Below are 26802 nucleotides of genomic sequence, written 5' to 3' on the forward strand. Positions count from 1 at the left end.
TCCCCTCCTTAACTCAATTGTTGTGCACGTCTAGTTACTTTAGGCTGATAGCTTCGCAGTTTTTGCATCGCCGAGCCGTGATGTTCTGGGTATACTTCTATCATTTCTTCCGGTTTTTCCAAAGGCTCTTCCGCCTGTTTCATCATGACGAACTGGTTCAACGGGCCGCCGAGCAATCGTTCAAGCGCCGCCATTGCTTCGGGCGCTTCAATTGATCCGACTCCCGCCTGTTTCATCCGTTCTTGATAATCGGCAGATGAGACGATTCCGACACTGCCCCAGTAGCTCCAATTCATCACCGCCGCCTTATACGGCCGCGTTTGAGCCAAATGAGCGGCAAAGGCATCTTTGAAACTGCATCCGGCGGCGTAATTGCTTTGTCCGGCCGCGCGTGCAAATGATTGTACAGACGAGAAGAACAAAGCAAAGTCCAGCGGCTCATTTCGGAAAACATGGGCCATATTCACGCTGACATTGACCTTTGCAGCGAGCACGCTTTTAAAACGGCTTTCCGGCATATTTGCCAGACTTTGATCCTCTAAAACGATTGCGGAATGGATGATTCCGTTTATTTGCGGGTACGTGCGTTTGATCGTTTCATACGCCCGTGTGAGTGCATCCTGATCTGCCGCGTCTGCTTCAATATAAATCGGCGCCGGGCCGAACTGGCTGAGTCTGTCGATTTTTTCCTGAATGGCGCCGTTATGTTTTCGTCTGCCGATCCAAACGACGCGTGCCTGATACGTTTTTACGGCATATTCGCTCCATGCCTCGCCGATACCTCCGGCGCCGCCAATGACGACATAGACGCCGCCTTTTTGGTAAGCGGGCTGGCTTGACACCGACTGCTGTACAGGAATGAGGCGCTGTTTGTACCAGAGATTGTTCCGGTACGCCCATGTATGGCCTTGCTCATCGAACGGCGCCGAGAACAGCTCCGCCTTTGAAACATCTTCCGGGCATCCGGCATCAATCAGCCTTGTTTGCCAGTTCGGATACTCTTTTGCGAGCGAGCCGATTAAACCGTGAAGGCCTGCGTGAGCCGGATCAATGATGTCCGTCGGCTGTACGGACTGTGTTTTTATGGTGACTGCAGTCAGGCTGATTCGCTTGCCTCCATATCCTAAAGCAAGCATGGCCTTGATCACTCTGTACATCTGGATGACGCCCGTATCCTGAGCTTTCACCATGTCAGCAGCGCTGTGAACAGGGGCGATCCATACGATATGGCCGAATGTCCCGCTTGCTTTCATTTTTGCTGCAACAGCCTCTATTTCATCCTCCGGGGTGATATGAAGCCTTTTCGCATAAGGATGATGCAATTGAAAAGCTGCGCTCTCCTCATCCCCCGCGATAAAGACAACCTCTTCCGTCTTATATGCCGGGCTTCGGTCACTGAATTCCGCAAGATCCCATACCGGAGCCAGAAGGTTTGCTCCATTTAATGATGTTTCCGGCGCAGGGCCTTCCATCATTCTGGAAGAAATCCCTTTAATCCTGACACAGACCCGGCCTGTCTCATCGCATAAGTCAATGTCCAGCCGCTGTATTTTCTCGTCCGTTCCCCGGGAGCTGACATACGCCCACATGCTTGTCGTGCACGGACTGAAAATGTCCAGTTCCTCGAGAGCGAACGGCAGTGACAGCTGGTTATCATCTGCGTGCAGCTTCAGCCCGATTGTCGCTTGCAAAGCTGAATCAAGCATACACGGGTGAAGAACATATTGATCTGCCGTTTCTTCGAGGAAGGAAGGCAGCCGGAGCTCAGCCAATGCTTGATTGCTTCCGATATGAATCTGCTTGATTCCTTGTTGTCCTGGACCGTAGTCAATACCGATTTTTCCGAATAAGCCGTAACACTGCTCAGAAGTCAGCATGCTGCGGCTGCATTGAGCTTTCAGGGCACCTATATCACGATGCGGAGTCTCAAGGACGCTGAGAATGCCGGCAGCCCCCTGACAGTGTATTTGCCTGCTGCTTGCTTCTGTTTGTGAAGCAGTGTAAATGTCATACACGATCTCACCGTTTTCCCTCGGAACGAGGCTGATCTGCGTTTCAATCGGGCGGCTTCCCGCTTCGATCGGCCGAACCCAACCGATGTTTTTCAGGCGGATGACAGACGGACGTTCTTTTTGCCCTTTGACCGCCTGAGCAACTGCTGCCCTAGCCATTTCCAAGTAGGCGACGCCCGGCATGACCGGTTTGCCTTTAATCAGATGATCGGTGAAAATCGTCTCCTGCCCCGTAAATTCAGATCGGTACCGCTGTTCTGTTAAATCCGATACGTTTTCGTGAAGCAGCGGATGCAGCACCTTGGCCGTCGGCACAGCTTGCGGCTTCTCTGCTTTCGGCCGGTTGTCTGTGATCCAGTACCGCTCTTTCGCAAACGGATAAGCAGGAAGACTCATCCGTTGGGGCTTGATATCAGCATATAGGCCGTCCCATTTGATATCGGCACCCTGCACCCATAATTCCGCAAGCTTGTCATTCTCCCGGCGGCTGATCAGTTCTTCTGTATCCGGTTCGCCGTTTGCGCCTGCCATAATGGATTTCAGCGCGGCTTTACCCGCTTTCCCTTTATAGATGCCCGCTGCGTCATAATTCCCTTTCGCACAGCTCTTTAGCTTGTCCCGCAGTTCTTCGGCGGAGGAAGCAATAACGGCCGCTCTCTCTTCCATGGCATCACGTCCCTGCTGAAGCGTGTAAGCAATGCCCGTAAGATCCTCATCCGTAAAAGAAGCTTGTGCCAGCTGGTGTGCCTGTTCTTGCAGACGGTCTTCTTCTTTGGCCGACAGCACAAAGATTTGAGGGTGTGTGAAAATGGCTGTTTTTCTTTCTTCCCTCGGGATATATTCTTCAATGACAACATGTGCGTTTACGCCGCCGATGCCGAAAGAACTGATTCCCGCACGGCGCGGCAGATCGCTGCCGTTTTCGTCTTTCAATGCCGTCCATTCTCTTTTTTCCTGTACGATGTAAAACGGGCTGTCTTTCAGTTTGATATACGGGTTGATGACCTCGCTGTGGAGGCTTTTTGCAAGGGTTTTATGCTTCATCTGCATCAGCACTTTGATCACACCCGCGACACCGGCTGCAAGCGACAGATGGCCGATATTGGTTTTTGCCGAGCCCAGACCGCAGTGACTCGCGTAAACGGCGGGATCGCCGGTTTTTTCGTACAGCTTTTGAAAGGCCGATTTCAGTCCGTTGATTTCGACCGGGTCGCCAAGCTCCGTTCCGGTTCCGTGCGCTTCAATATAAGTGACAGTTCTCGGATCAATGCCGGCTTTGTCATAAGCCGTTTTGACGACTTCCGCCTGGGCTTTCGGATTCGGCGTCGTCAAGGAGTTCGCGCGTCCGCCGTGATTGACCGCACTGCCTTTAATGACGCCATAGATATGATCGCCCGCTTTTTCTGCTTCTGACAGCTTTTTCAAAAACAGAATTCCGGCACCTTCACTGACGGCAAATCCGTCCGCCCTGTCGGAGAATGTTTTGCATTTCCCTTCTTTGCTCAGCGCGCCGGCTTTGTCATAAGCGATGTGGCCTTGCGGTGTGACGACGGTATTCACGCCGCCTGCGATCGCCATGTCGCAGTTCCCGTTTTCAATGGCGCACACCGCGTGATGAATCGCGACCAGTGAGCTGGAACAAGCCGTGTCAATCGGTTCACTCGGCCCGTGCAGATTGAGCATATAGCTGACACGGTTCGGTCCCGCAGACGGACTCATATTTGCGGCTGATGCACCGCCGATATCCAAGTCGGAAAATAGTGAACCGTATCCGGTATTTCCCGTGCCGATGTAAAGGCCTGTTTTCGTGCCGGAAAGGCTTTTAGCGGAATATCCCGCATCTTCAATCGCTTTCCACGCATACATCATTAACAAACGCTGCTGCGGATCCATCTGTTCGGCTTCCAGCGGCGAAATTCCGAAGAACAGCGGATCAAAATCCGCAACTCCGTCAATAAATCCGCCCCACTTTACATTTGTTTTGTTGGCTTCATTAAGCGGGTCGCCGTAATACTCCCGCCAGTCCCAGCGATCCGCCGGCACCTCTGTTATGCAATCTGTTCCCTCTTCTAAGTTGCGCCAATACTCATCAATATTTGCGGCCTTCGGAAACACTCCGCTCATACCGACGATAGCGATCGGTTCCGGTTTATGTTCAACCGCAGTCTGAACAGGCTGTACGGCAGTTTTTGCAAAGCGCTTGTTCCCTGTCAGTCTCATGCTGCCGTCATCTGTTATGCGGCTTTGTTTCTCTTCTTTCGGCTGTGTGCTGCCGGCAAATTGTGTGTGATAGTCTTCAGCCAGATGATGTGCCAAGGCTTGAATCGTCGCATATTCAAAAAATACGGTCGGTGTCAAATCAAGCTTATAAGTGTCATTCAGCTTGTTGGCGAATTCCGTCAGCGTAATGGAATCAAACCCGTATTGATTGAACTCCAATTCAATATCGATTTCATCAATTTTTATTTTCAGAAGTGCGGAAACCTCTTTTGCCAGCAATTCCTGAATTTTCGCCGTCAAGTCCTTCGGTGCAGGCGTTTCCTCCGTTTTCTTAACCGGTGCAAAAGCGGCTGCAGGCGTCTTCTGAAGCAGTTTCTCCCGCATTACGGCGCGGTTTCCTTCCATGACGAGCACGCTTGTTTTCCCCGTGCTCCATGCGTTGTAAAGAGCTTCTATTCCGGTTTCAGTGCGCATCGGCACGACACCGGTTCTTTTTTCGGTGAGCTTCGCCATTTCTTCATTGACTTGCATTCCGCCGTCTTTCCAAAGCGGCCAATTGACCGACAATGTATGTCCGTGGCGGTACATTGCCGTAACCAGCGCGTTGCGGTATGCCGCATAGCTGTCCATAAATGCGTTTGCCGCCGCATAATCCGCCTGTCCCGCATTCCCGGTGACGCCGGATATGGATGAGAAAACGATGAAAAAGTCCAGCGCTAAATGCTCGGTTGCTTTATCAAGGTTGACAAATCCGTCGGTTTTAGGCGCCAATACACTGTAAAACTCTTCGGTTGTTTTCTTTGCGATATACTGATCTTTCATCACACCCGCGCTGTGAATGATGCCGTGAAGGCCGCCGTATTCCGTTTCAATTGTATTGACCAGCTCTGCCGCAGTTTGAGCGTTTGTCACATCAGCCTGTCTGTATTCCGCTTTTGCTCCGAGTGATTCAAGCGATTGCAGCAGCTTCCGCTGATTCTCGCTTAATGCGGAACGGCCTGTCAGAACGAGTGTCGGCTCTTTGACTTTGCGGGCGATTTCTTTTGCGAAAATAAAACCTAAGCCCCCGGCTCCTCCGGTAATAAGATAAATGCCTCCGTCATTCCACGGAATACGTATTTTATTGCCGGAGACGGCCGTTTCTTTGACATCTGCGCTGTATCGGATGCCGTTTTCATATTTGACATGGCTGTCATCAGCCCGTGTTTTATTTTCCCGGATGATGTCTGTGATTCTGCCGTTTTCCGCCGGTTCTATTTCAATCAGCTGGGTTTTCAGTTTTTTATGTTCCAGGCCGGCTGTTTTTAACAAAGCTGAAATCCCTGAGAGCAGCTGATGCTTATCTGTTTTAGTGAGAACCGTCTGGATGAGGACGTCTCCTTCCGTCTCTTCCTTCAGCAGTTTTTGCAGCGTCTCCAATATCCGCCCTGTATAATCACGGAAGCGCGCCGCCGCTTTCCCGTGCGGGGAGGTCAGTTCAATGCATTCGGCCCCCGCAGCTTCAACGGCTTGTTTCAATCCGGCGTCTGTGTCACAAAGCATCACGATATGCCGGGCAAAAACCGGTTCCGTTTGAACGGCAGCTTCATCGCTTCGAGTCCATACCGGCTCAAGCATGAGCGTTTCCGAAGCTTTTTCTTTTTTCTCAGGTTCTTTTTCTGCCGTTCTGAATGACAAACCTTTCAGCCTGACGCAAACCTTGCCATTTTTATCACAAATATCAAGATCGCGTTTTTCAACCTGGCCGGCTTTGTGGTCTTCGGAAAGTCTGGCGTAAACCCACATCTCGGCAGCGCATGCGCTGAATACTTCGAGCTCCTGAACCGCAAACGGAAGCATCAGCTTTTCATCATTTGTTCCGGTTAATATGCTTGATGCCTGCAACGCAGAGTCCATTAAGCCCGGATGCATGACATACTGCCGTACCGTGTCTGAACAAGCCGGATCAAGCGACAGTCTGCCCAGTACGAAATCGTCACCTGTATAAATCGCTTTGACACCCCGAAAAGCCGGGCCGTAATCAAAACCGATTTTGCGGTACATATCGTACACTTCGTCTGCAGAAAACGGTGCCTCGGCGGATCGTGATCTCAGCTTTTGCAGATCAATGACCGGTGCCTTGGCGTCAGGGCGGATTGATACTGAACCTTGACTGTAAACGGACGGCTGATCTGTTTCCCGGCCGCTGTAAATGTCAAATTGAACATTATTTGCAGGATCGGGAACGAGGCGGATGTTGACATGGACCGGCTCGTCTTCAATGGTGATCGGCCGCACCCAAACCGTATTCTTAAGTTTGATGCTTCCTTGTCCGGCCGGCACTTCAGATGCCTGTTCCATTGCTGCGCGCGCCATTTCAAGATGTGCCACTCCCGGTAAAATCGGCACGCCTTGTACAACATGGTCCGCAAGGTAAAATTCTTCCCCGGTGTAGATTGAGCTGAACCGCTGTTCGGCAAGGTTTGATGTATTTCTGTGCAGAAGCGGATGCAGCACGTCTAGTTTTCCCGCTGAAACAATGGCTGTTTTTTCGTGTTTTCCGGTACGATTTCCCGCCCAATAGCGGTCTTTTGCAAACGGATACGACGGCAGGCTCATGCGTTTAGGCGGCCGGTCTCCATACAGCTTCGCCCAATCGACGTTCAGCCCTTTGACCCATAATTCAAGCAGCTTCGCGTATTTGCCGCGTGCCATCCATTTTTCAACAGCTTCTTGAATTTCTTCATCTTCCGTCAGCATTTGCAGCGTGCCTTTGTCTATTCTTCCTCTGTACAAATCCGCATGCTTATCTCCAGTGATAAACTGTGACAGTTTTTCCTTCAGTTCTTCTGCGGATCCGGCAATAACCGCCAGGCGTTCTTCCATGGCGTCCCTTCCGATCTGGAGGGTATATGCCATAGAAACGAGGCTGGATTGATCGTACCGTTTTTCAGTAAGCGCACGTTTCAGCTGTTTTGCCTGTTCTTTCAGGCGTTTTTCATTTTTAGCGGATAGAACGAAAAGACATGGGTTGATATGCGAATCATCTGCTTCCGCTTTTTCTTGCGGAATGTATTCTTCGATGACGACGTGGGCGTTTACCCCTCCGATGCCGAATGAGCTGATGCCCGCGCGGCGCGGCTCATCGTTTCCGTGTTCGTCCGTCTGCGTCTTCCATTCCATCGTTTCCCGCACCAGATAAAACGGGCTGTCTTCAAGCTGAATGTACGGATTTACCGTCTCACAATGAAGACTTTTTACCAATGTCCGATGCTTCATCTGCAGCAAGATTTTAATGATTCCCGCTGCTCCCGCCGCAAGGGATAAATGGCCGATATTCGTTTTGACTGAGCCTAAGCCGCAATAGCCGGACGCTTTCTCTTTTCCGTCTGTAAATGAGCTGAATGCTTGCTTCAGCCCGTTAATTTCAACGGGATCTCCAAGTTCTGTTCCCGTGCCGTGCGCTTCGATATAAGAGACCGTTTTCGGATCAATGCCCGCTTTTTTGTATGCGGCTTTAATGACTTCCGCCTGCTGTTTCGGGTTAGGCGTTGTTAAAGATGCCGCGCGGCCGCCATGATTCACCGCACTTCCTTTAATGACGCCGTATATATGGTCTCCATCCGCCTCCGCCGCTTTCAGTTTTTTGAGGAAAAAGAGCCCGGCTCCTTCCCCGTGGGCAAAACCGTCAGCCTGATCGGAGAATGTTTTGCATCGCCCTTCTTTGCTCAGCGCCCCTGCTTTGTCAAAGCTGATATACACATCCGGAAGAATGATCGTATTGATTCCTCCCGCCAAAGCCATGTCGCACGTCCCTTCTTCAATTGAAGAAACGGCATGATGTATGGCAACGAGTGAGCTTGAGCAAGCCGTATCAATCGGTTCGCTCGGTCCGTGCAGATTGAGCGTATAGCTGACACGGTTCGGGCCGACAGACGGGCTTGTATTGGCTGCGGACGACCCTTCAATCGTCGCATCGGCGTTGGCTAAAAGAGATCCGTAACCGGTATTTCCAGTCCCGATAAACACACCTGTTTTTGTGCCTGAGAGACTCTTTGATGCATATCCGGCATCTTCAATCGCTTTCCACGCATACGTCAGCAAGAGACGCTGCTGAGGGTCCATCTGTTCCGCTTCCCGGGGCGAGATTCCGAAAAATAACGGATCAAACTCTGCAATTCCGTCAATAAATCCGCCTTGGATGACGTTTGTTTTATTGGCTTCTTTTGCAGGATCCCCGTAGTAGTCCCGCCAGTCCCAGCGGTCTTTCGGAATCTCGGTCATGCAGTCTTTGCCTTCTTTCAGGTTCTGCCAGTAAGCTTCAATGTCTTCGGCCATCGGAAAAATTCCGCTGATGCCTACGATTGCGATCGGCTCCGGCTTTTGGTCCCGCTGCACTGTCTGCGGCGGTGTCTCAGGCAGAGTGCGGCGGCGCTTAACGGACGGGCGCGTGTTTTGAGCTTCTTTTACCGATCTTGCCGATTGGACCGTTTTGGTATTTACCGCAAACCGTCCGGCAAATTCCTCTTCGTATTCACTGATTAAATGAACAGCGAATTCATGAATCGTCGGATGATCAAAGAAAATCGTCGGCGTTAACGTGAGCCGGTACGTTTTGTTTAACCGGTTCGTAAACTCGGTCATCGAAATTGAGTCAAGCCCGTATTTTGTCATTTCTTCATGAGGATCAATGTTGTCAAGCTTCACTTTTAACAGTGAGGCCGTCTGCTGTTTTAACAGATGCTTCACTTTTTCAAGGAGGCTGTCAGCATCAATGTCATGACGTACGCCGGTCTCTGCTTCCGGACGTTCATCTTCTTTGCGGAACAGCTTTTCTTTCATGGTTTTCCCATCTCCTTCAAGAACCGTCATCCGGGCTGTCCCGCTCATCAAGCCTTGATATAAGGCCTTAATGCCGGCTTCTGTGCCGAGCGGCGCGATTCCCGCCTCCTGCATCAGCATATCTTCTGTCTGCTTTCCTGCCTGCATTCCGCCTTCTTTCCATAACGGCCAGCTGACAGAAAGCGTCTTTCCGTATCTTTGTCCTGCGGCTTTCAAAGAACGGCGGTACTCGGCATACATCTCCATAAAGACGTTTGCGGATGCATAGTCAGCCTGGCCGACGCTTCCAAGCACACCCGATAAGGAGGAAAAGACAATAAAGACATCTAATTTCTCGTGCTGTGACGCTTCGTCAAGATAGACAAGACCCTTCACTTTCGGAGCGAGAACGTCTTGGTATTCCTCCGCCGTCTTCTTCACCATGTAGTTATCTTTAATAACACCGGCACTGTGTACAATCCCGTCCAGCTTGCCGTGACGTTTGCGGATATTGCGGATGAGACGGTATACTTCTGCTTCATCTGTGACATCGGTCTGCTCGTAAAAGACAGATGCACCGGCAGAACGCACTGTTTCCATCATATCTTTCTGCTTTTCTCCGAGAGCGGATCGGCCGGTTAATATGATGTCGGCGTCTTTTGTGCGGGTTGCGATCTCTTTTGCAAAGATCAGGCCTAAACCTCCCGCACCTCCTGTAATGAGATAAACGCCTTTATCTTTCCACGGAATGTCAGGCTCCGCTTCAGAAATGTCCAGCTCTTTCCAATCAGCGGCAAAGCGCTTGCCGTTTTCATATTTCACATGGACGCTTTCGGCATGCCTGCGGTTTTCCGCCGCTTTTTCCGCTATGCCTTCAGCACTTTCTTTCTCATCGGCTTCTATCATTTGGCAGATCAGCTTGGATTGTTCAAGACATGCCGTTTTGAAAAGACCGGTAATGCCTGAGAACACCTGCTGTAAGCCGGCTGACCGCGTGACAGCCTGAAGAAGGATGCGGCCTTTCGGCTTATTTTTCATGATGGTTTTCATACGGGCAAACAGCTGGCCCGCATAAGAGTGATACCGCTCTGCAATGGATGCGGGACGCTCGTCCAAGATCAAGACGCTTGCATGTTCAAGCTTTGATTCGACAGCTTGTTTAACGGCCTCATCGTACTCACAGAGGAAAATGATATGCTGTTCATACGACGGCTCGCGGTCCGCCGGTTCCGGCTGCTCTTTCCAGACCGGTTCAGCCAGCAATGTCTCGGTACGGCTGACGGGAACGCCGGCACCCGCGTTTTCTTCCATAATCCGCGTTGAGAAACCTCTCATCCGCACACAAAGCACGCCGTTATTGTCATATAAATCAATATCGGCTTTTTGGATAGGATCGCCGGCTTTATTGTTCGCGCTGAATGTGACGTGCACCCACATGTCATCAGCGCATGGCTCCAGAACGTCCAGCTCCTCTAAAGCAAACGGCAATGCGGCTTTGAATGGTTCTCCGCTTTCTGCAAGTTGCGCTCTTGTCACGTTCTGCAAATATTCGGCGGCCTGAAGCGCACCGTCCATCATACTCGGATGAAGGATATAATCAGCTTTTGTATGAGAGACGGATTCAGGAAGCTTCAATTTAGCAAGCATCCGGTCTTCGCCTTTGTATACAAGCTGGACACCTTTGTAGCCCGGCCCGTAATCAGCTCCGATCATTCCTTTGTAAAACGCTTGAGATTCGATTGTTCCCTGCGTGCATCGGCGCTTCAGCTCATCAAGATCCGCTGTTTCTTCCGGTTCTTTCCGGATGATTTCAGCGATGCCCTGATTATAAAGAAGGTCTGCTTCATCGCTTGAATCATTCCCGCCGTACATTCTGTATTGAATCTGCCCGTCTTCTTCTTCATAAAGTCCGATATGAACACGGACAGCCTCCTGATCGGCTATCACCGGGCGGACCCATACGATATTCTTTAAACGCAGGCCCAGAGATTCGTCTGTTACCCCGCCGATGCTTCTCTCCGCCGCGGCCCGTGCCATCTCAAGGGTGACGGCAGCCGGCACGATCGCCATTCCTTTAATGATATGCTCGGCAATAAAATACTCTTTTCCCGTGAATTCCGAACTGAACCGCTGCTCCTGCAAAACGGATGTATTCTGATGTACCAGCGGATGCAAAAGCTTCGCATCTGTTTGCTTGACGGTTTCTTCCGGCCAGAAGCGCTCCTCTGCGAACGGGTAGGTCGGCGCACTGATTTTTTGCGGCGCGGAATCCTCATACAATAAGCCCCAATCGACACGCACTCCTTCTATCCAAAGCGCCGCAAGTGCTTTCAGCTTTTCATCCCGGCTCTGACATGCCGCAAGCTCATCCAGCTCCTGAGACGACGCTTCTTTATTTCTCACCTTTTCGCCCCGTAAGATGTTTTGGTCATTGCCATTGATGAAATCCTGCAGCTGCCGCTTCAAATCGTGACGATCATGACAGATAAAAACGGCTCTCTCTTCCATCGCTTCACGTCCGGTCTGATACGTAAATGCCAGATCATGCAAGGACACATCGTTTTCGGCGTCATTCAAAAAGTCAGAAAGACAAGACGCGTAGGCAGTCAGACGCTCGTGATTTCTCGCTGAGAGCGGAACGAGATAAGGCGGCTGTCCGTCATTTGATCCGCTGATCGTTTTGTTTTCATACTGTTCAAAAACAGCGTGTGCGTTTGTTCCTCCGAGTCCGAATGAGCTTAACGCTGCGCGGTGCGGCGTGTCTCTCTCCGGAAGCGGTTTTCTCTTGTCCGCCACATAAAACGGCGAACCGCTGAATGTGATATTCGGATTCGGTGATGTGTAATTAAGGGTAGGCGCCAGCTCCCGATGATATAAACTCATCGCAACTTTAATACATCCGGCTAGGCCCGCTGCTGTATCCAGATGGCCGATATTCGTTTTTACGGAACCGATCCCGCAATACTGCTCCCGATCCGTGTAACGTTTATACACTTGCTGCAGCGCAGACATTTCAATCGGGTCACCCAATGTCGTTCCCGTGCCGTGCGCTTCAATGTAAGAAATGGTCTCCGGGTGAACGCCCGTGCTGTCTAAAACATGCTGGATGACGTCCGTCTGGCCTTTTACACTCGGTGCGTAAAAACCGACTTTATCCGCTCCGTCATTGTTCAGACCGATGCCTCTGAGCACGGCGTATATGTGATCTCCGTCCTGTACGGCTTGTGACGCCTTTTTCAGCAGAATGACGGCCGCTCCTTCTCCGCCCGCCATCCCGTCGGCTGAAGCGTCAAATGCCTTGACATGCCCGTCGCTTGAAAAATTCAATCCGGCTTGATGCACATAGCCGATGCTAGTCGAAGCGTGCAGAGTTGCTCCGCCGACGAGCGCGTATTCTGATTCTCCGCTCGTTATGCTTTTGCAGGCTGAATAAAGACCGACCAGTGATGACGAGCAATTGGAATGAACGAAATAGCTTGGCCCTTTTAATCCGAGCTTATGGGAAACCATCGTCGGAATCGTGCCGCTCTGCGCTAACACCCATGACACATAGCCGTCAGGTGATTCGTGGCCTTCTGTCGTTTTTTCCGGCAAAAGCGACCGATACGAATTATTGCTCGCCGACATATAAACGCTTGTCTTCGGAATCTCTTTGGATACATATCCCGCATCCTCGACGGCTTTCCAGGAATGAAGCAGCAGAAGCCGCAGCTGAGGATCCATAAATTCAGCGTCTTTCGGAGAAATGTGAAAGAATTCAGGATCAAAAAGATCTTTTCCTTCTATCGCCGATAATGCCGGCACATAGTTTGGATTTTCGATCAAATCTTCCGGGACGCCGGCTTCCCGGAGCTCTTGTTCCGAATAGAAACGGACGCTTTCCTTTCCTTCTCTTAACTGCTTCCAGAACTCATGATGATTTTTCGCGCCGGGAAACTGACAGGAAATCCCTACTATTGCCACACTGTCTTCAAGGTAAGACGGCATCCCGTTTTGCGGTGTTTGTTCCCTTTCTCTCTCATCTTGGCCGGGCGCCTCTGATTCATCCGCCTGTTTTGTTTCAACAATAAAACGGCTGATCGCCTGAATCGTCGAGTGTTCGAATAAATCCGTGACGGTAAAATCACATTCCAGCTCCTGTTTAATGCGTTCTGCCGCCGCAACAGCCAGAAGCGAGTCGCCCCCTACATCGAAAAAGCCGTCTTCGGTTTTGATGCCTGCCGTATTCAGCAGGTCTTCCCATATTTCGGTCACTTTCGCTTCCGCTTCTGACAACGGCAGTCTGCCCGTCCTTTCAGACCGGTGAACGATCACCTTGCGCTGTTCCAGGTCCTTGCGGTTCACTTTTCCGCTCGGTGTTAGCGGCAGCGCATCCAGACGGATAAAATGGGCAGGCGCCATATAATCCGGCAGACCCGATAAAAGATGTTCGCGGAGCGCTTTTTCATCTGCCGAATGACCGGAGCGGGCCGTATAATAAGCAATCAGCTTTTTATGTCCGTTCTTTTCCTGTACAACAACCGCCTGATCAAGGATATCCGGATGCTCGCTCAATTTTGTTTCAATCGCTCCCAATTCAATGCGGAAGCCGCGGATTTTCACTTGACTGTCAATACGGCCGGCATATTCTATATTTCCGTCAGGCAGCCACCTGGCCAAATCGCCTGTTTTGTAAAGCTTTTCTCCTTCACTAAACGGATTATCAATAAACGATGCCGCCGTCAGCTCAGGCTGATTGTAATAGCCTCTGGCCAGTCCGGCGCCGGCTACGCAAAGCTCTCCGGCCACACCGTCAGGGACGGGGCTGAGCTTTTCATCGAGGATATAAAGCCTCGTGTTTTGAATCGGTTTCCCGATCGGTGTATTCCTGCTTGTGATGTCCTTGTCGCCGCAGCTGTAGTACGCGGCATAAATGGATGTTTCCGTCGGGCCGTATATATTTTCAATTCTGGCCTTTTTGAAGATGGAAACCGATTTTTTGACCAAGTCTTTCGGAAACGCCTCTCCGGCCACCATCACATATTTCAAAGGACCGCCTTCTGTAAATGCCGTATGCCGCTTTACCGTTTCTAAAAATACATTAAACACGGCAGGGGCAAAATTCAGATGCGTCACCTGGTGAGTCTGGATATATTCCATGCAAAGCTGCGGATTTTTTTCTGCACCGGGCGGCAAAATGACAAGCCGTCCGTTTCCGATAAACCAGCCGAATAATTCTGAAATTGAAACGTCAAACACATAATTCGTTTTTAACAAATAGGCATCCTCATGCGCGACCGGATACTCCGCTTCTAAAAACTGCAGTGTGTTCATGATGGCTCTGTGCTCTACCATGACGCCTTTCGGTTTTCCCGTACTTCCGGACGTATAAAGAATATAAGCGAGATGATGCGGTTTTGAACGCGGCATCAGTTTCGCTCCGCTGACAGGTCCGCTGTTTTCAATCTCCACCGTGCTCACGCCGCCGATGGTTAACTGCTCAATCACGCCGCGTGTTTTTGATTGCGTTAATACGATTGAAACGCCGCTGTCAGTCAATACGTGTGCCATCCGTTCATTTGGAAAAGCCGGGTCGAGCGGGACATACGCACCTCCCGCTTTTAAAATGGCGAGGATGCCGATGACCATCTCAAAAGAACGCTCCGTACAGATACCGACCGGGCATTCCGGTGTGACGCCCTTTTCTTGCAGATGCACAGCGAGCGACGTGCTTCGTTCATCTAATTCGCGATATGTAAGGCTTGTCTCACCGAATGTGACGGCTGCTCTGTCAGGGTATCGCCCGGCTTTTTCTGCAAACACGTCATGAATGCAGCGGTTATTCGGCTGATGAGATGGACGGCTTTCCTCCCGTTTTTGATTGAGCAGACCGGAACAGGCTGCAAAAGCGATCTCCGGATCAGAAAGCACCTTTTCTGCCAGTTTCATATAATGCTCCGCCATCCGTTCGATGGAAGAAGGGCTGTAGACATCCGGGTTGTACAGAAATTGCAGGACGGTTCCCGTTTCTTTTTTATAGACTTCAAGCGCAAGCTCAAATTCGCCTTCCTGATGAATGTCTTCTATCATTTCAATGCCTAGTGATTGATATCGTTCCGCCAGCTTTTCCGCTCCTTCTGTCTGGAAGAAGTTTTGATAGAAAAACGCGGTTTGAAAAACAGGCGAAACCGCAGGCGAGCGTTCCGTCTTCAATTCTTTGACAAGCGCCGGAAACGGATACGCGGCATGGTCCAGCCCTTCTGCAAGGGTCAGCTGGAGCTCCTTCAAAAACGCGGCAAAGGATTTGGCGCCCGTTTCCCTGCTTCTGACCGCGATCATATTAATAAAGTATCCGATCACAGATTCAAATTGAGCCTCAGAACGCCCCATCGTCGGCATGCCGACGATGACATCTTCCTGATTCGTATATTGATAGAGCAAGCCTTTGAAAATAGCGAGATACACAACGGATTCATTAACATTATGTTTTCGGGCGCAAACTTTAATCTGCCGGTTCAGTTCATCAGGAAGCAAGCGCCGGTACGCCTGCCCCCTGCACGTTTGAACCGATGATCTCGGGTAATCCGCCGGAAGCTCAAGCACTGGCAGCGGTCCGTCAAGCTGCTTTTTCCAATAAGAGAGATGCGTTTTTCCCTTTTCGCTTTCCAGCAGCTCCTTTTCCCATTTCACAAAGTCATGATAATCTGCGGCCTGCTGAAGCATTTCCGGTTCTTTGCCTTCGCTTGCTTTTACATAAGCGTCCAGCAGCGCCGACATAAACGTCATAAGAGAGACGCCGTCAAAGATGATATGGTGAATGGTGATTAACACAATCGGCTCCGCCTGACGGAACACTTGAACGCGCAGGAGCGGACCTGTTTCAAGCGCGAACGGTTCTTTTGCTTTTTCTTTAATAAACGAAAGAGCATCACGCCCGCTTAATTCGGAAAGATCTATTTCTTCAATCGGAAAGTGCCGATCCGCATCTTCAGCCTGATACGGAAGGCCGTTTTCCTCTTTTATCACACTTGTCAAAATAGGGTGCTGGCGCTGCACGGAAAAAAGGGCCGTTTTGAATGTCTCGATATCCAGCTTTTGAAAACGAAAGCATAACGGAATGTTGTATGCGCTCATCTCCGGAAACATTTTCTGAAGCATCCACAAACCTTTCTGGCCTTCCGAAAGCGGACGTTTTGCAGTCGTCCGCTTGAAAGCCTGAAGCTTTTGTTCTACTTCAGCGATGGTGAGCGTTCCTGATCTGTAGGCATCGAGAAGTTCTTTATGATTCATAGGTCTTACTCCCTTCTATGATGTCTTGCACTCTTTTAAAATCCAATGTCCCCTCGGAGACCTGTTTCATCATGGCGATGATCTCCTGATCCGTATACTCCTTGCTTTCCGGAGCGGCGGCTTCTGTTTCGGTTTCTTCCGTTCTGTAAAACGTTTCGATCGTTTCTTTGTGTTCTGTCAGGTAATAGCCCATGACGTCTCCGAGCGTGGCATAGCTGTAAAATAACGCCGGAGTGACTTCAATGCCGTAATGGCTCGACAATAGCGAGGCAAATTTGGCTAAATAGATGGAATCAAATCCGAATTCCGCCCAGTTTTTATGCAGAACGAGCTTATCTTTGGATATTTTCAGCAGACTGCTTATCAGCTCTTTCAAATCCGCTTCGAGCCGTTTTTCTGTGCTTTCTTCCGGGATGCGGCGGCTCACGGTTTCCAAAAGCGTATCCGGTTTTGATGAATCGTCCCGCCGGATGCCTAAAAATCGCTCGGCACGGCTTCTTTTGCCGGCAATGACAAGGCACTGTGTATTGTCTTGAGAAATGATGCGCTCAAACAGCTCAATGCCTTCATCTGTTTCTAACAGGCGCTGGCCGCTTGATTTCAGATACATGCCCGTCGTCTCTTCACCGCCGACGGCCATTCCGCCGTTTTTCCAGACCGGCCAGTTTATGACAAAAGCGTTTCCGCTTTCTGATTGTTCATTTTTATAATGGGCGTACGCCATTTGGAACCTGTTCGCCACTGCGTAATCACAGCAGCCGAAATCCCCTAAAACAGCCGATGTGGATGAAAAGTAGCAGATGAAGTCCAGGGTTTCGTTTTTCAGCCACTCGTCAAGAAGCAGGCTTCCGTTTATTTTCGGTTCAAGCGTATTGCGGAAGTTCCCGATTTCATTTTCAAAGACGGATGTTCTGCTTTCGATGCCAGCCGCATGAATGACGCCGTGAATGGCTCCGAATCGTTCTTTCGCGCGTTTGATGCAGTCGCCCATTCCGATCGGATCACAAACATCGGCTTCGGCGTAAAGAACACCTGCGCCGAGATTTTCCAACTCTTTCATTTTTTCTTTCTTTTCCTCATTGATTGGCGATCGCCCCGTGAGAATGACATTTGCCTGATAGTTCCGGGCGAGGCGGCGGGCAAATAAGTAGCCGAGCCCTCCTAATCCGCCCGTAATGAGATATGTGCCCCCGGTTCTGATCCTGCTGTTTTCTTTCGTCAATCCGGTCGGTTCAGTTTGATAGACATATCGTTTCCCTTCTTCGAGGAAAACGGTATGGTCTGTTTCAGCCTTCAGCTCGTCCCAAATGGTTCCCATCCAGTCTGTCATGGCTGCGCCGGCTTTTCTGAAGAGGCCGGTAATGCCCGTTTTCGGGAGGACCATGCCGAGCGAACGCTCAAATCCGATCCATGATTCCAAGTAGCATTTTTCCAGACCGGATGCATATTCACCCGCCAGTAACAGTCTTTCCGGCTGCAGACCGGTCTCGGCCATAGCCTTGAGAATATAGACGATACATGAAAAATCTTCGATGCAGCTTTTATCTTCAAGCGCCCATAAATACAAAATGGCAGATGCTTCACCGTACTCTTTTTGAATGTCCGCAAAAGCGTCTACATATGATTGCGGATCTTCCCGCACCACTTGGCAGCGGCCGGCTGATAAGCTCTCGTACCGGTTTCCCTGAGCGATAAAAATAACGTCAGCTTCACTGTCATACGATTTGATCACAGAGACGGCTTCCTGCTGCTTCTTCTGATCAGTTAAGAAAGAAATCACCGTTTTAATTTTCTTTTCTCCGGCAGCAGGCAGAGCCTGTTCTTTAAGAACTTCTCTAAAAGCCATCACTTCAAACTGCTCCGCCTGATCACTTTCATCAGCCGGCGTCTTAACAGGCACTGTTTTACTTTGTACAGTCGGCTGGTGCCAGAAGCGTTCTTTCGCAAACGGATAAGCAGGCAGGCTGATGCGAACCGGAGGACGGTCTCCGTATAATTTCGCCCAATCGATGTCCAATCCTTTTACCCAAAGCTCAAGCAGCTTAGAATATTTCTGTTTGCTGATCCAAGCGTCAATGATGGTTTCCATGTCATCATCGGCCGCAAATACGGCAAGCAACCGTTTGTTTTCTTCCGTGCTGTCGCGGTGCAGTCCGGCGCTGTCTTGTCCGGCGATAAATCCATTCAGTTTTTCTTCAAGTTCAGGCAGTGAATGAACGATAAAGCCGAGACGCTCTTCCATCGGCACACGGCCCGTCTGAAGAGTATAGGCTATGCTCATCAGATTACGGCCGCTGTATCTTTTTTCACGGATGGCGTCTCTAAGCTGTTTTGCTTTTTCGGTGAGCCGTTCGCTGTTTTTCGCAGACAGGACGATGATGGCGGGCTGATCTGCCGGCGTCTCATCAGGTTCTTTGTCTGCCATATATTCTTCTATGACGAGGTGGGCGTTTGCTCCCCCCGCGCCGAAGCTGCTTAACCCGGCCCTTCTCGGAAGCTCTTTTCCGCCGATGACGGGACGCTTCCACTCACCGAGCTCCTGCTGAACGGCAAACGGTGTATACGCGAACTCAATATTCGGATTCAGCTCTTTCGCATGCAGGGACGGCGCAATTTGGCGGTCTTTCAGCTGGAATAAGATTTTTGTCAGACCCGCAATGCCTGCGGCGCTTTCACAATGGCCGATATTTGATTTCGCAGAGCCGATGGCGCAAAACTGTTTGTCTGTTGTATCCTCTTCAAATGCTTTCGTTAATCCGGCGATTTCAATCGGATCGCCTAATGCGGTCCCCGTGCCGTGGGCTTCAATATAACTGACGGTGCGCGCCGGGACGTTTGCTCTTTGGAAAGCCTCTTTTATTAAGGCGGCCTGCGCATTCGGATTCGGAACGGTGTAGCCGTTCGTTTTGCCCCCGCTGTTAATGGTGCTTCCTTTAATTACACCGTAAATGTGATCGTTATCGGCGATCGCTTGATCCAGCGGCTTTAATACGACCGTGCCTACCCCTTCTCCGTCGACAAAACCGTCCGCGCGGTCTCCGAACGATTTGCACGTGTCGCTTGCAGAAAGCATGTTCATGACTGACAGATTCATATAATGGACCGGGTCGGTCACAAGATTTACGCCGCCTGCAATCGCGCATTCGCTTGAACCGCTGTATATGCTCTCAAGTGCCAGATGAATGGCCGTCAAAGAAGAGGAGCAGGCTGTATCAACGGCAATGCTCGGCCCTTGGAAATCAAAAAGGTAAGATACCCTGTTGGCAATAGACCAGTAGCCGTAGCCTGTCGGGTAGTTTTTATTCATCGCGCCGGCAAAAACGCCGATTTTTCTGCTTTGGCACAGGTTGTCAGGCGTATAGCCGGCATCCTCGATACTCGCATACGCCGTTTCTAAAAATAATCGCTCCTGCGGGTCCATTCGCTCCGCTTCCAAAGGAGAAATCTGAAAGAAAAGCGGATCGAACTTGTCCATATCCTCAATGAAGCCGCCCCATTTCGTATAAATAGAGCCTTCTTTACCTTTTTCTTCATCGTAGTAATCCTGCCAGTTCCAGCGCTCCCGCGGGATTTCTTCTATGCAGTTTTTTCCTTTTTTAATGTTTGCCCAAAGCTCAGCCGCTGTTTTGGCCTGCGGGTAGCGGCCGGATACGCCGATAATCGCCACGTCGCGAACTGAACTTTGCCGGACGGTCTCTTTGGCTGCCTGTTTTTCTTTCCGCCGCCAGTCAGTGCGAAGCGGTTTAGCCGGCTGTACAGCCTGTGGTTTTGATGCTGCCGGTTCTTCCTGAACAGGCGTTTGTCCCGTCAGTTTGATCATCTCGTCTTTTTTCGTTTTGATTAAGTGGCCGACGAGAGCCTCAATCGTCTGGTATTCAAAAAATAAAGTGCTGCTGACTTGGTCTAACACATTTCGTAACGCATTTGTCAGCTGCACGACGACGATAGAATCAATTCCGTATTTTTCAAGCGGCGCTTTCGGATCAATTTGAGCCGGCGGAATTTTTAACGTTTCTCCGATTAACGTTTTCAAGTACTCGGTGCTTTTTTCTGTTAAGGCTGTGCTTTTTTCGGCCGTTGTTTGCGGCTGAAGTTCCGGCGCTTTTGGCGGTGCGGTCCGTTTTCCGGTCTCAGCTTTAAGCGTTTTTTGGCGCACAATGCCATTGCTTTTTGCCGCTATAATCTGATGGCTTAATTCATGTGCCGCTTCTGCCGGGAAGAAGACAGAATGCCAGCCTTCACTTTCTAACACACGCTTCCAGCTTTCCGGATACAAGCCCGGGCATCCCGGAATTCGAAGGCCGGAATCTTCATGCAGCCACCAGCCTTCAAGCAGACCGAAAGTAATATGCGGGAACAGGCTGTTGCCCGCCATCTCATTTAAGAGCAGCAAACCGTTGTCTTTTAAAACGGCTTTGGCGTTTCTCAGCGTCTGGCGTATGTCTTTTGTCGCGTGGAGCACATTGGCGGCAACGGCGATGTCGTATGCGCCCGGCTCTATGTCCTGACCGGAAAGCGGTTCTTCTGCATTAAAAAGTTTATAAGTCAGATAAGGATTCTGTTTGCCGTATTCTGTCTCCGCATGCACGAGAAAAGCTTTCGATACATCGGTGTAACAGTACTCTTTTATATGGTTTTGATACGGCTTAAGCTTTTCAAATATGCCCGCGCTTGTGCCGCCAGTGCCCGCTCCGATTTCCAGGATGCGGATCTCGGCTTTTGGATTTTTACTGATGTTTTCTTTCACATAGGCCGTTAAAGTATCTGACAGGGCGCCGTTGAAGTAATCCGCGACTTGGTTGTGTTTATAAATTCCTTCAACGAGTTCCATTGAAGAGTGCGGGAACATGATGTCTGTCGCCGGCACGTTTTCGCGCAGAATGTCTGGCAGTGCTTTAAGCATCGTCTCGGCCAAAACAGTCATCGCTTTTGTATCGGCATGATTGAGCCATTCCGCCTTTTCCTGCTCCCACTTCCGCCATAACGAGGCGGTTGTGTTTTCAGCGGGGGCTGCCAGTGTAAATGAATCGGCATCCCCTTCCAGATAGCCGTGTTCCAGCAGAAAGGCGATCGTTTGATTGAGCCATTTTTTAAAATAGCCGTGTTCAGGCTCATACGCTTTAAGGCTTTGCGGCGTCAGCAAGTCCGCCTCTTTTAGCTGGGCGATCAATAGCTGATACAGAAAATCATCAAGTTCCTGATGCTCGGTCTCTCTTACAAGACGTGCGCCCGGCGGAGCAACCTTCAGCTGTTGTCCTGATACAAGCGGCTGAGGCGGATAAACAGACATCTTTTCTCGTTCATTCATTCCCTCTACTGCGACCGGTTTTGTCGTATGAATGAAAGCGGCCTGATCAACCCGCAGCGTCATAAGGGTTTCAAGCCCCTCCATCGCAGCGTCCGGTTCGATCAATCCCAATCCGATCTGATCCATCAGCTGAATAAAATTGCCGTCTTCAGCCGCCTCGCTGCTGCCCCAGTAGCCCCAATTCATGACTTTGACCGGGCAGTTCCATTTCTGAGCAAGTTCCTTCGCAAATGCGTCACTGAAGGCGCATCCTGCGGCATAATGGCTTTGTTTCACATTATGGATAAATGCCACAAGCGAGGAGAAGAAGAGCGCAAAGTCAAGCGGCTCCCGTCCAAATACCTCCGCCATAGATACACTTACATCGGCTTTTGCCCGCAGCACCGATTTGAACTCTTCTGTCTTCATATTATTTAAGCTTTGCTCAGACAGATCCATTGCCGAGTGGATGACGCCGTTAATTTTTGTATGACGCTCTTTTATGAGCTGATAAGCCCGCTCTAAGGAAGCCCTGTCAGCGGCATCGGCGGAAACATATTCAGGTGCCGGCCCGATTGCGCTGAGCCGGTCGAGTTTCGCCTGTATCGAATCATTCAGCGTGCTTCTTCCGATCCAAATGACGCGTGCTTTGTAGCGGCGGATCATATATTCACTCCATGCCTCACCGAGATACCCGGCGCCTCCGATCACGGCATAAACCCCGCCTGTTTGGTACAGCGTGCCGTTTTTCGGCATATTGTCAAGCGGTATCAGCTGCCGCTCATACAGCTCTTCATTGCGGTATGCCCAAACTCTTCCGTTTTTCCCGGCAGAAAGAGAAAGCGCCTCGCCGATCGGCCAGATGCCGTCCGTCTCTGTGTCAATCATGCGGATATTCCAATGCGGATATTCTTTCGCCATCGTCCCGGCAAGTCCGCTGACCGCTGCTTGTGATGGATCAGCGCTGTCCTGATCTGAAAACGGCTGGGCATTTGCTGTGACGAAGCACCAATCCAAATGTTTTTCTCCGTACCCCAAGGCAAGCAAAGCTTTCATCAGCTTGAACACATGAAAAACGTTGCGCTCCTGTTCCTTAAGGATGTCAGCACTCTCAGCCTGCGGCGCGAGCCAAATGATTTGCTCCAGTTCTTTTTGCCCTTCAAGCAAGTGCGTAAGAGATGTGATATCATCCGTGCTTCTGATTGGATAGTAAGAAGCATTCGGCAGATGCTCTTTAATGCGCGCGCGGCTTCTGTCAGTTCCTCCGAAAACCGCAGTCTGCTTATCCGTCGTTTTCGCTTTCCCGGTAGTTATAAGTGCAGCGGGCTCCCATGCCGGAATCATCATCGTATGGCCGACAGGCGCCTCTGAAGTTTCACCGACCGCTGTTTGGCTTGGTTCAAGCGCCCGGACGGATGCGCCTTTCATCCGAACATAAACCGTACCGGCATCATCGCACATATCAATGTCAAATTTTCTTACGTTGTCATCTGCTTTGCTGCCTTCTGTGTACCGGATATATGACCAGATCTGTTCAGGACACGGCCCGAACACTTCCACTTCCTGCATCGCAAACGGCAAAGAAAGCTCATGGCTGTCTGCATCGTCATGAATCGAGCGGACAAGCAGACCGACGGAGGCGTGAAAAGCGGCGTCCATTATACTCGGGTGAAGCGTATACAGCTCTTTATCGTCTTGAACGGAAGCCGGGAGTGAAATACGGGCCAGTAACCGGTCTTCCCCGATCAGCAATTGCTGTACGCCCCTGTATGCCTCTCCGTAATCCAGGCCGATCTTTTCAAAAGCACTGTAACATTCTTCCGCCGTCACGATCCCTAAATCGCAGGAAGCCTTGACAGACTCAATATCTAACTGAGCACTGCCCTGTGCGGTAATGACCGCTTCACCCTGGCTGTGAATAACCGGATCTTCGCCGTTTACTTCTGCCTCACTGTATATTTCATAGGTAATCTCACCGTTATCTTCTGGATAAAGGGCAATATGTATTTCCTTCGGTTTGTTTTCAATCATGACCGGCCGGACCCACACGACCTGTCTGAGTGTGACGCTATGGCCTTTGTCCGTTACGGCCGCGGCCTTTTTCACCGCCTCTGCGGCCATTTCTAAATAGGCGACGCCCGGCAGAATTTTTTGTCCGTTGACGACATGGTCAGACAAGAAAAATTCATCTCCCGTAAAAAGAGAAGTAAAACGCTGCTGTGAAAAATCTGACGTATTTTCTTGTAAAAGCGGATGCAGCACAGTGCCTGACAGGCTTTTCCCGTGTTTTTTCTGCTGCGGAATCCAATAGCGCTCTTTTGCAAACGGATATGTCGGAACGCTTGTTTTACGCGGTTTATCCGCATCGTACAGCTTATTCCAATCTACTGTTTTCCCTTCTGCCCATAAACCGGCAAGCTGTACCGGATCACCTGTTTCAGGAGCAGGTTCGCTCAGTTCCGGCATCTCGGCTTGTCCGCGCCAAAATCCGGGGATGTTGTCGCTTCCTTTTACGAAATCATTCAGCTTTTGCTTCAATTCGCGGGTGTCATTTGCAAGGAAGACCGCTCTCTCCTCCATTGCTTCGCGTCCTGTCTGAAGCGTGTAAGCCAGTTCAGACAGCACCGTCTTTTCGGAAAGCGCCCCGGCTAGTTTTTCCGCATAGGCCAGAAGTCTGTCTTTATTTCTTGCGGACAGCGGGATGATTTTGGCTGCATCGTTCTCAGGTGCAGGCGCTTTGTGTTCCGGCTGAATGTATTCTTCTAAAATGATATGGGCATTCGAACCTGATGCCCCGAAGGAACTGAGCCCGGCCCGGCGCGGATAATACGTGACTTTTCCGTTTTCTTCTGCTGCCGGCTGGTTCCAAGGAGCAGTCTGCTGCTGTACGTAAAAAGGAGACTTCTCAAATTTCACGTATGGATTTAATTCCGCTGAATGCAGAGATTTGACAAGCGTTTTGTGATGAAGCTGCAGCGCAGCCTTTGTTAATCCGCTGATACCCGCCGCCGATTCTGCATGGCCGATATTTGATTTGACTGAACCGATGGAACAAAATTGCTGATCCTGCGTCCCTTCGCTGAACGCTTTTGACAGACCTTCAATTTCAATCGGGTCGCCTAACGAAGTGCCTGTTCCATGAGCTTCCACATAACTGACGGTCCGAGGGCTGATCCCTGCTTTTTTCAGACATGTCTTAATGACTTCTGCCTGTGCAGCAGGGCTCGGGACGGTAATCCCGCTTACTTTCCCGACGTGGTTCACGGCGCTTCCTTTAATGACCGCGTAAATCCGGTCGCCGTCCTGTTCGGCTTTTTCCAGCGGCTTGAGTAATACCGCACCGACTCCTTCTCCGGAAACATAGCCGTCACCGCCCTCGCCGAACGTGCGGCAGCGGCCGTCGCTTGAGTGCATGCCGACGCTTCCGTAGCTCAGATATTTCGCCGGGTGGAGCGACAAGTTCACCCCGCCCGCAAGCGCGGCCTCACATTCGCCGCGGCGGATGCTTTCAACCGCCAGATGAACGGCTGTCAATGATGAGGAACAAACGGTATCGACCGCGATGCTCGGCCCGTGGAAGTCACAATAATAGGACACTCTGTTGGCGATCTGCGCATAATTCAGCGAAACCGGAAAAGGATCAGTTTCCGATAATTGTTCTGCTCCGATTAAGGAATAATCTTTATGCATCACCCCTGCAAAAACGCCGATCGGATGCTGTTTCGCCCCTTTATTTCCAAGCGTTTCAGGCGTATACCCCGCGTCTTCAATCGTTTCCCAGCAGGTTTCTAAAAACAGGCGTTCCTGCGGGTCCATCATTTCCGCCTCACGCGGTGAGATTCTGAAAAACTGCGGATCGAAGCAGTCGGCATCGTCGATGAAACCGCCCCATTTTGATACGGTCTTTCCAGATGGTGACGTTACGTTTTTATATGTTTTCCAATCCCAGCGGGACTTCGGAACTTCAGTGATGCAATCCGTGCCCGCCTTAAGGTTTTCCCAAAACTCTGCCACATTTTTCGCTTTCGGATAGCGGCCGGCCATTCCGATAATCGCAATGTCACCGGTGTTTTCATGATGTTCTGGCGCGTCCGGTGATTCGGCTGCACGTTCCGCACATTCAAATGAAACGGTCTTTTTCAGATAGGCTGCCAGTTCTTTTATATTCGTATATTCAAAGAGAAGAGTGGGCGCGAGTTCCGCACCCGCCTTTTTACTGATATCCTGCACAACCTCAAGCAAAGAAGATGAATCCAGCCCGAGCTCGTAGTAGCCGGCAAGAACGTCCAGCGTCTCCCAAGGCTGACCAAGCTTATCAGCCAAAAGCTTCTTCAAAAACAGAATGATGTCTTTTTCATCTGCGCTTTCCGGCTCTTTTGCATCCTGTTTATTCTGTCCTGCTGTGTGCCCGTCTTCTTCGAGCCGAACCGCTTTTCCCGTAATGTTTTTAAGCTCAGCCACCTTCTGTCCGGAACGGCTGAAGTACTCGATAGTCATCGTTGTAAGTTCTTTTTCCTGACGGACGGCGGAAGCGGCAATACGCGCCGTGCACTCTGATTGAAGCCTGCCGGCGGCTTTGAACGATTCATAATATAAAGGCAGGTGAAGCCGGTTTGTTTCAGAAAGCAAGCCGCTCGCCCCGATGCCGCTCGCATCCAAAAGGGCGGGATGGAATAAAAAGAAATCCTTTCCTTCTTCGCAAGAAAGCTCAGCCAGCATGCCGTCTTCTGTTTCGTATAATCGTCCGCTCGATTTCATCATCCCGGAATGAACCAGGTCATGATCCAGGCAGCGGTGATACATGTCATCGAGATCCAAAGATCGGACTGACTGCTTCAGCTCGCTGAAATCAATGGTTTCGTCAAATGTGACTGCGTCTCTTTTCACCATTTCAGCCGTCGCATATTGTATATTGTCTGACAGCTCGTCATCTTGCTGTTTCTGGCCGGAAAGGGAGATGAGCCACTTTCCATCTCCGCTTTCAGAACATTGAATGGTCAGAATGATTGCAGCCGTTTCACTGACGGTTAAAGGCTGATAAATCGTGACATGCTTCAGTTCGAGCTCATTGTATGAATAACCGTGCTCCTGAAAAACCTGATAAATCAAATCGATATAACTAAGACCGGGCAATACCGCTTCACCAAAGACCGTATGGCCCTTCATGATAGGATGATCCAGTGAAATATTGATTTTTTCCGATATCATTTCTTC

Annotated in this window: 2 protein-coding genes; both read right to left on the reverse strand. The window is 50.4% G+C overall.

The window, feature by feature from the left end; genetic code table 11:
- Positions 1-8: 8 nt before the first annotated feature.
- The gene (locus ACH32G_RS00700) at positions 9-16301 is read right to left on the reverse strand and encodes an amino acid adenylation domain-containing protein (protein WP_448813893.1); all 16293 of its coding nucleotides are present in this window, start codon (positions 16299-16301) and stop codon (positions 9-11) included.
- Positions 16291-26796 (reverse strand): SDR family NAD(P)-dependent oxidoreductase, encoded by a 10506-nt coding sequence (locus ACH32G_RS00705; RefSeq protein WP_448813894.1) that lies wholly within the window; start codon positions 26794-26796, stop codon positions 16291-16293. The genes ACH32G_RS00700 and ACH32G_RS00705 overlap by 11 nt, the downstream gene beginning before the upstream one ends.
- Positions 26797-26802: the final 6 nt, after the last annotated feature.

The organism is Bacillus sp. CIS52, assembly GCF_053545315.1.

Coding starts and splice junctions, on each gene's coding strand:
- ACH32G_RS00700 (WP_448813893.1), bottom strand. CDS start 16,301: ATGAATCATAAAGAACTTCTCGATGCCTACAGATCAGGAACGCTCACC.
- ACH32G_RS00705 (WP_448813894.1), bottom strand. CDS start 26,796: ATGATATCGGAAAAAATCAATATTTCACTGGATCATCCTATCATGAAG.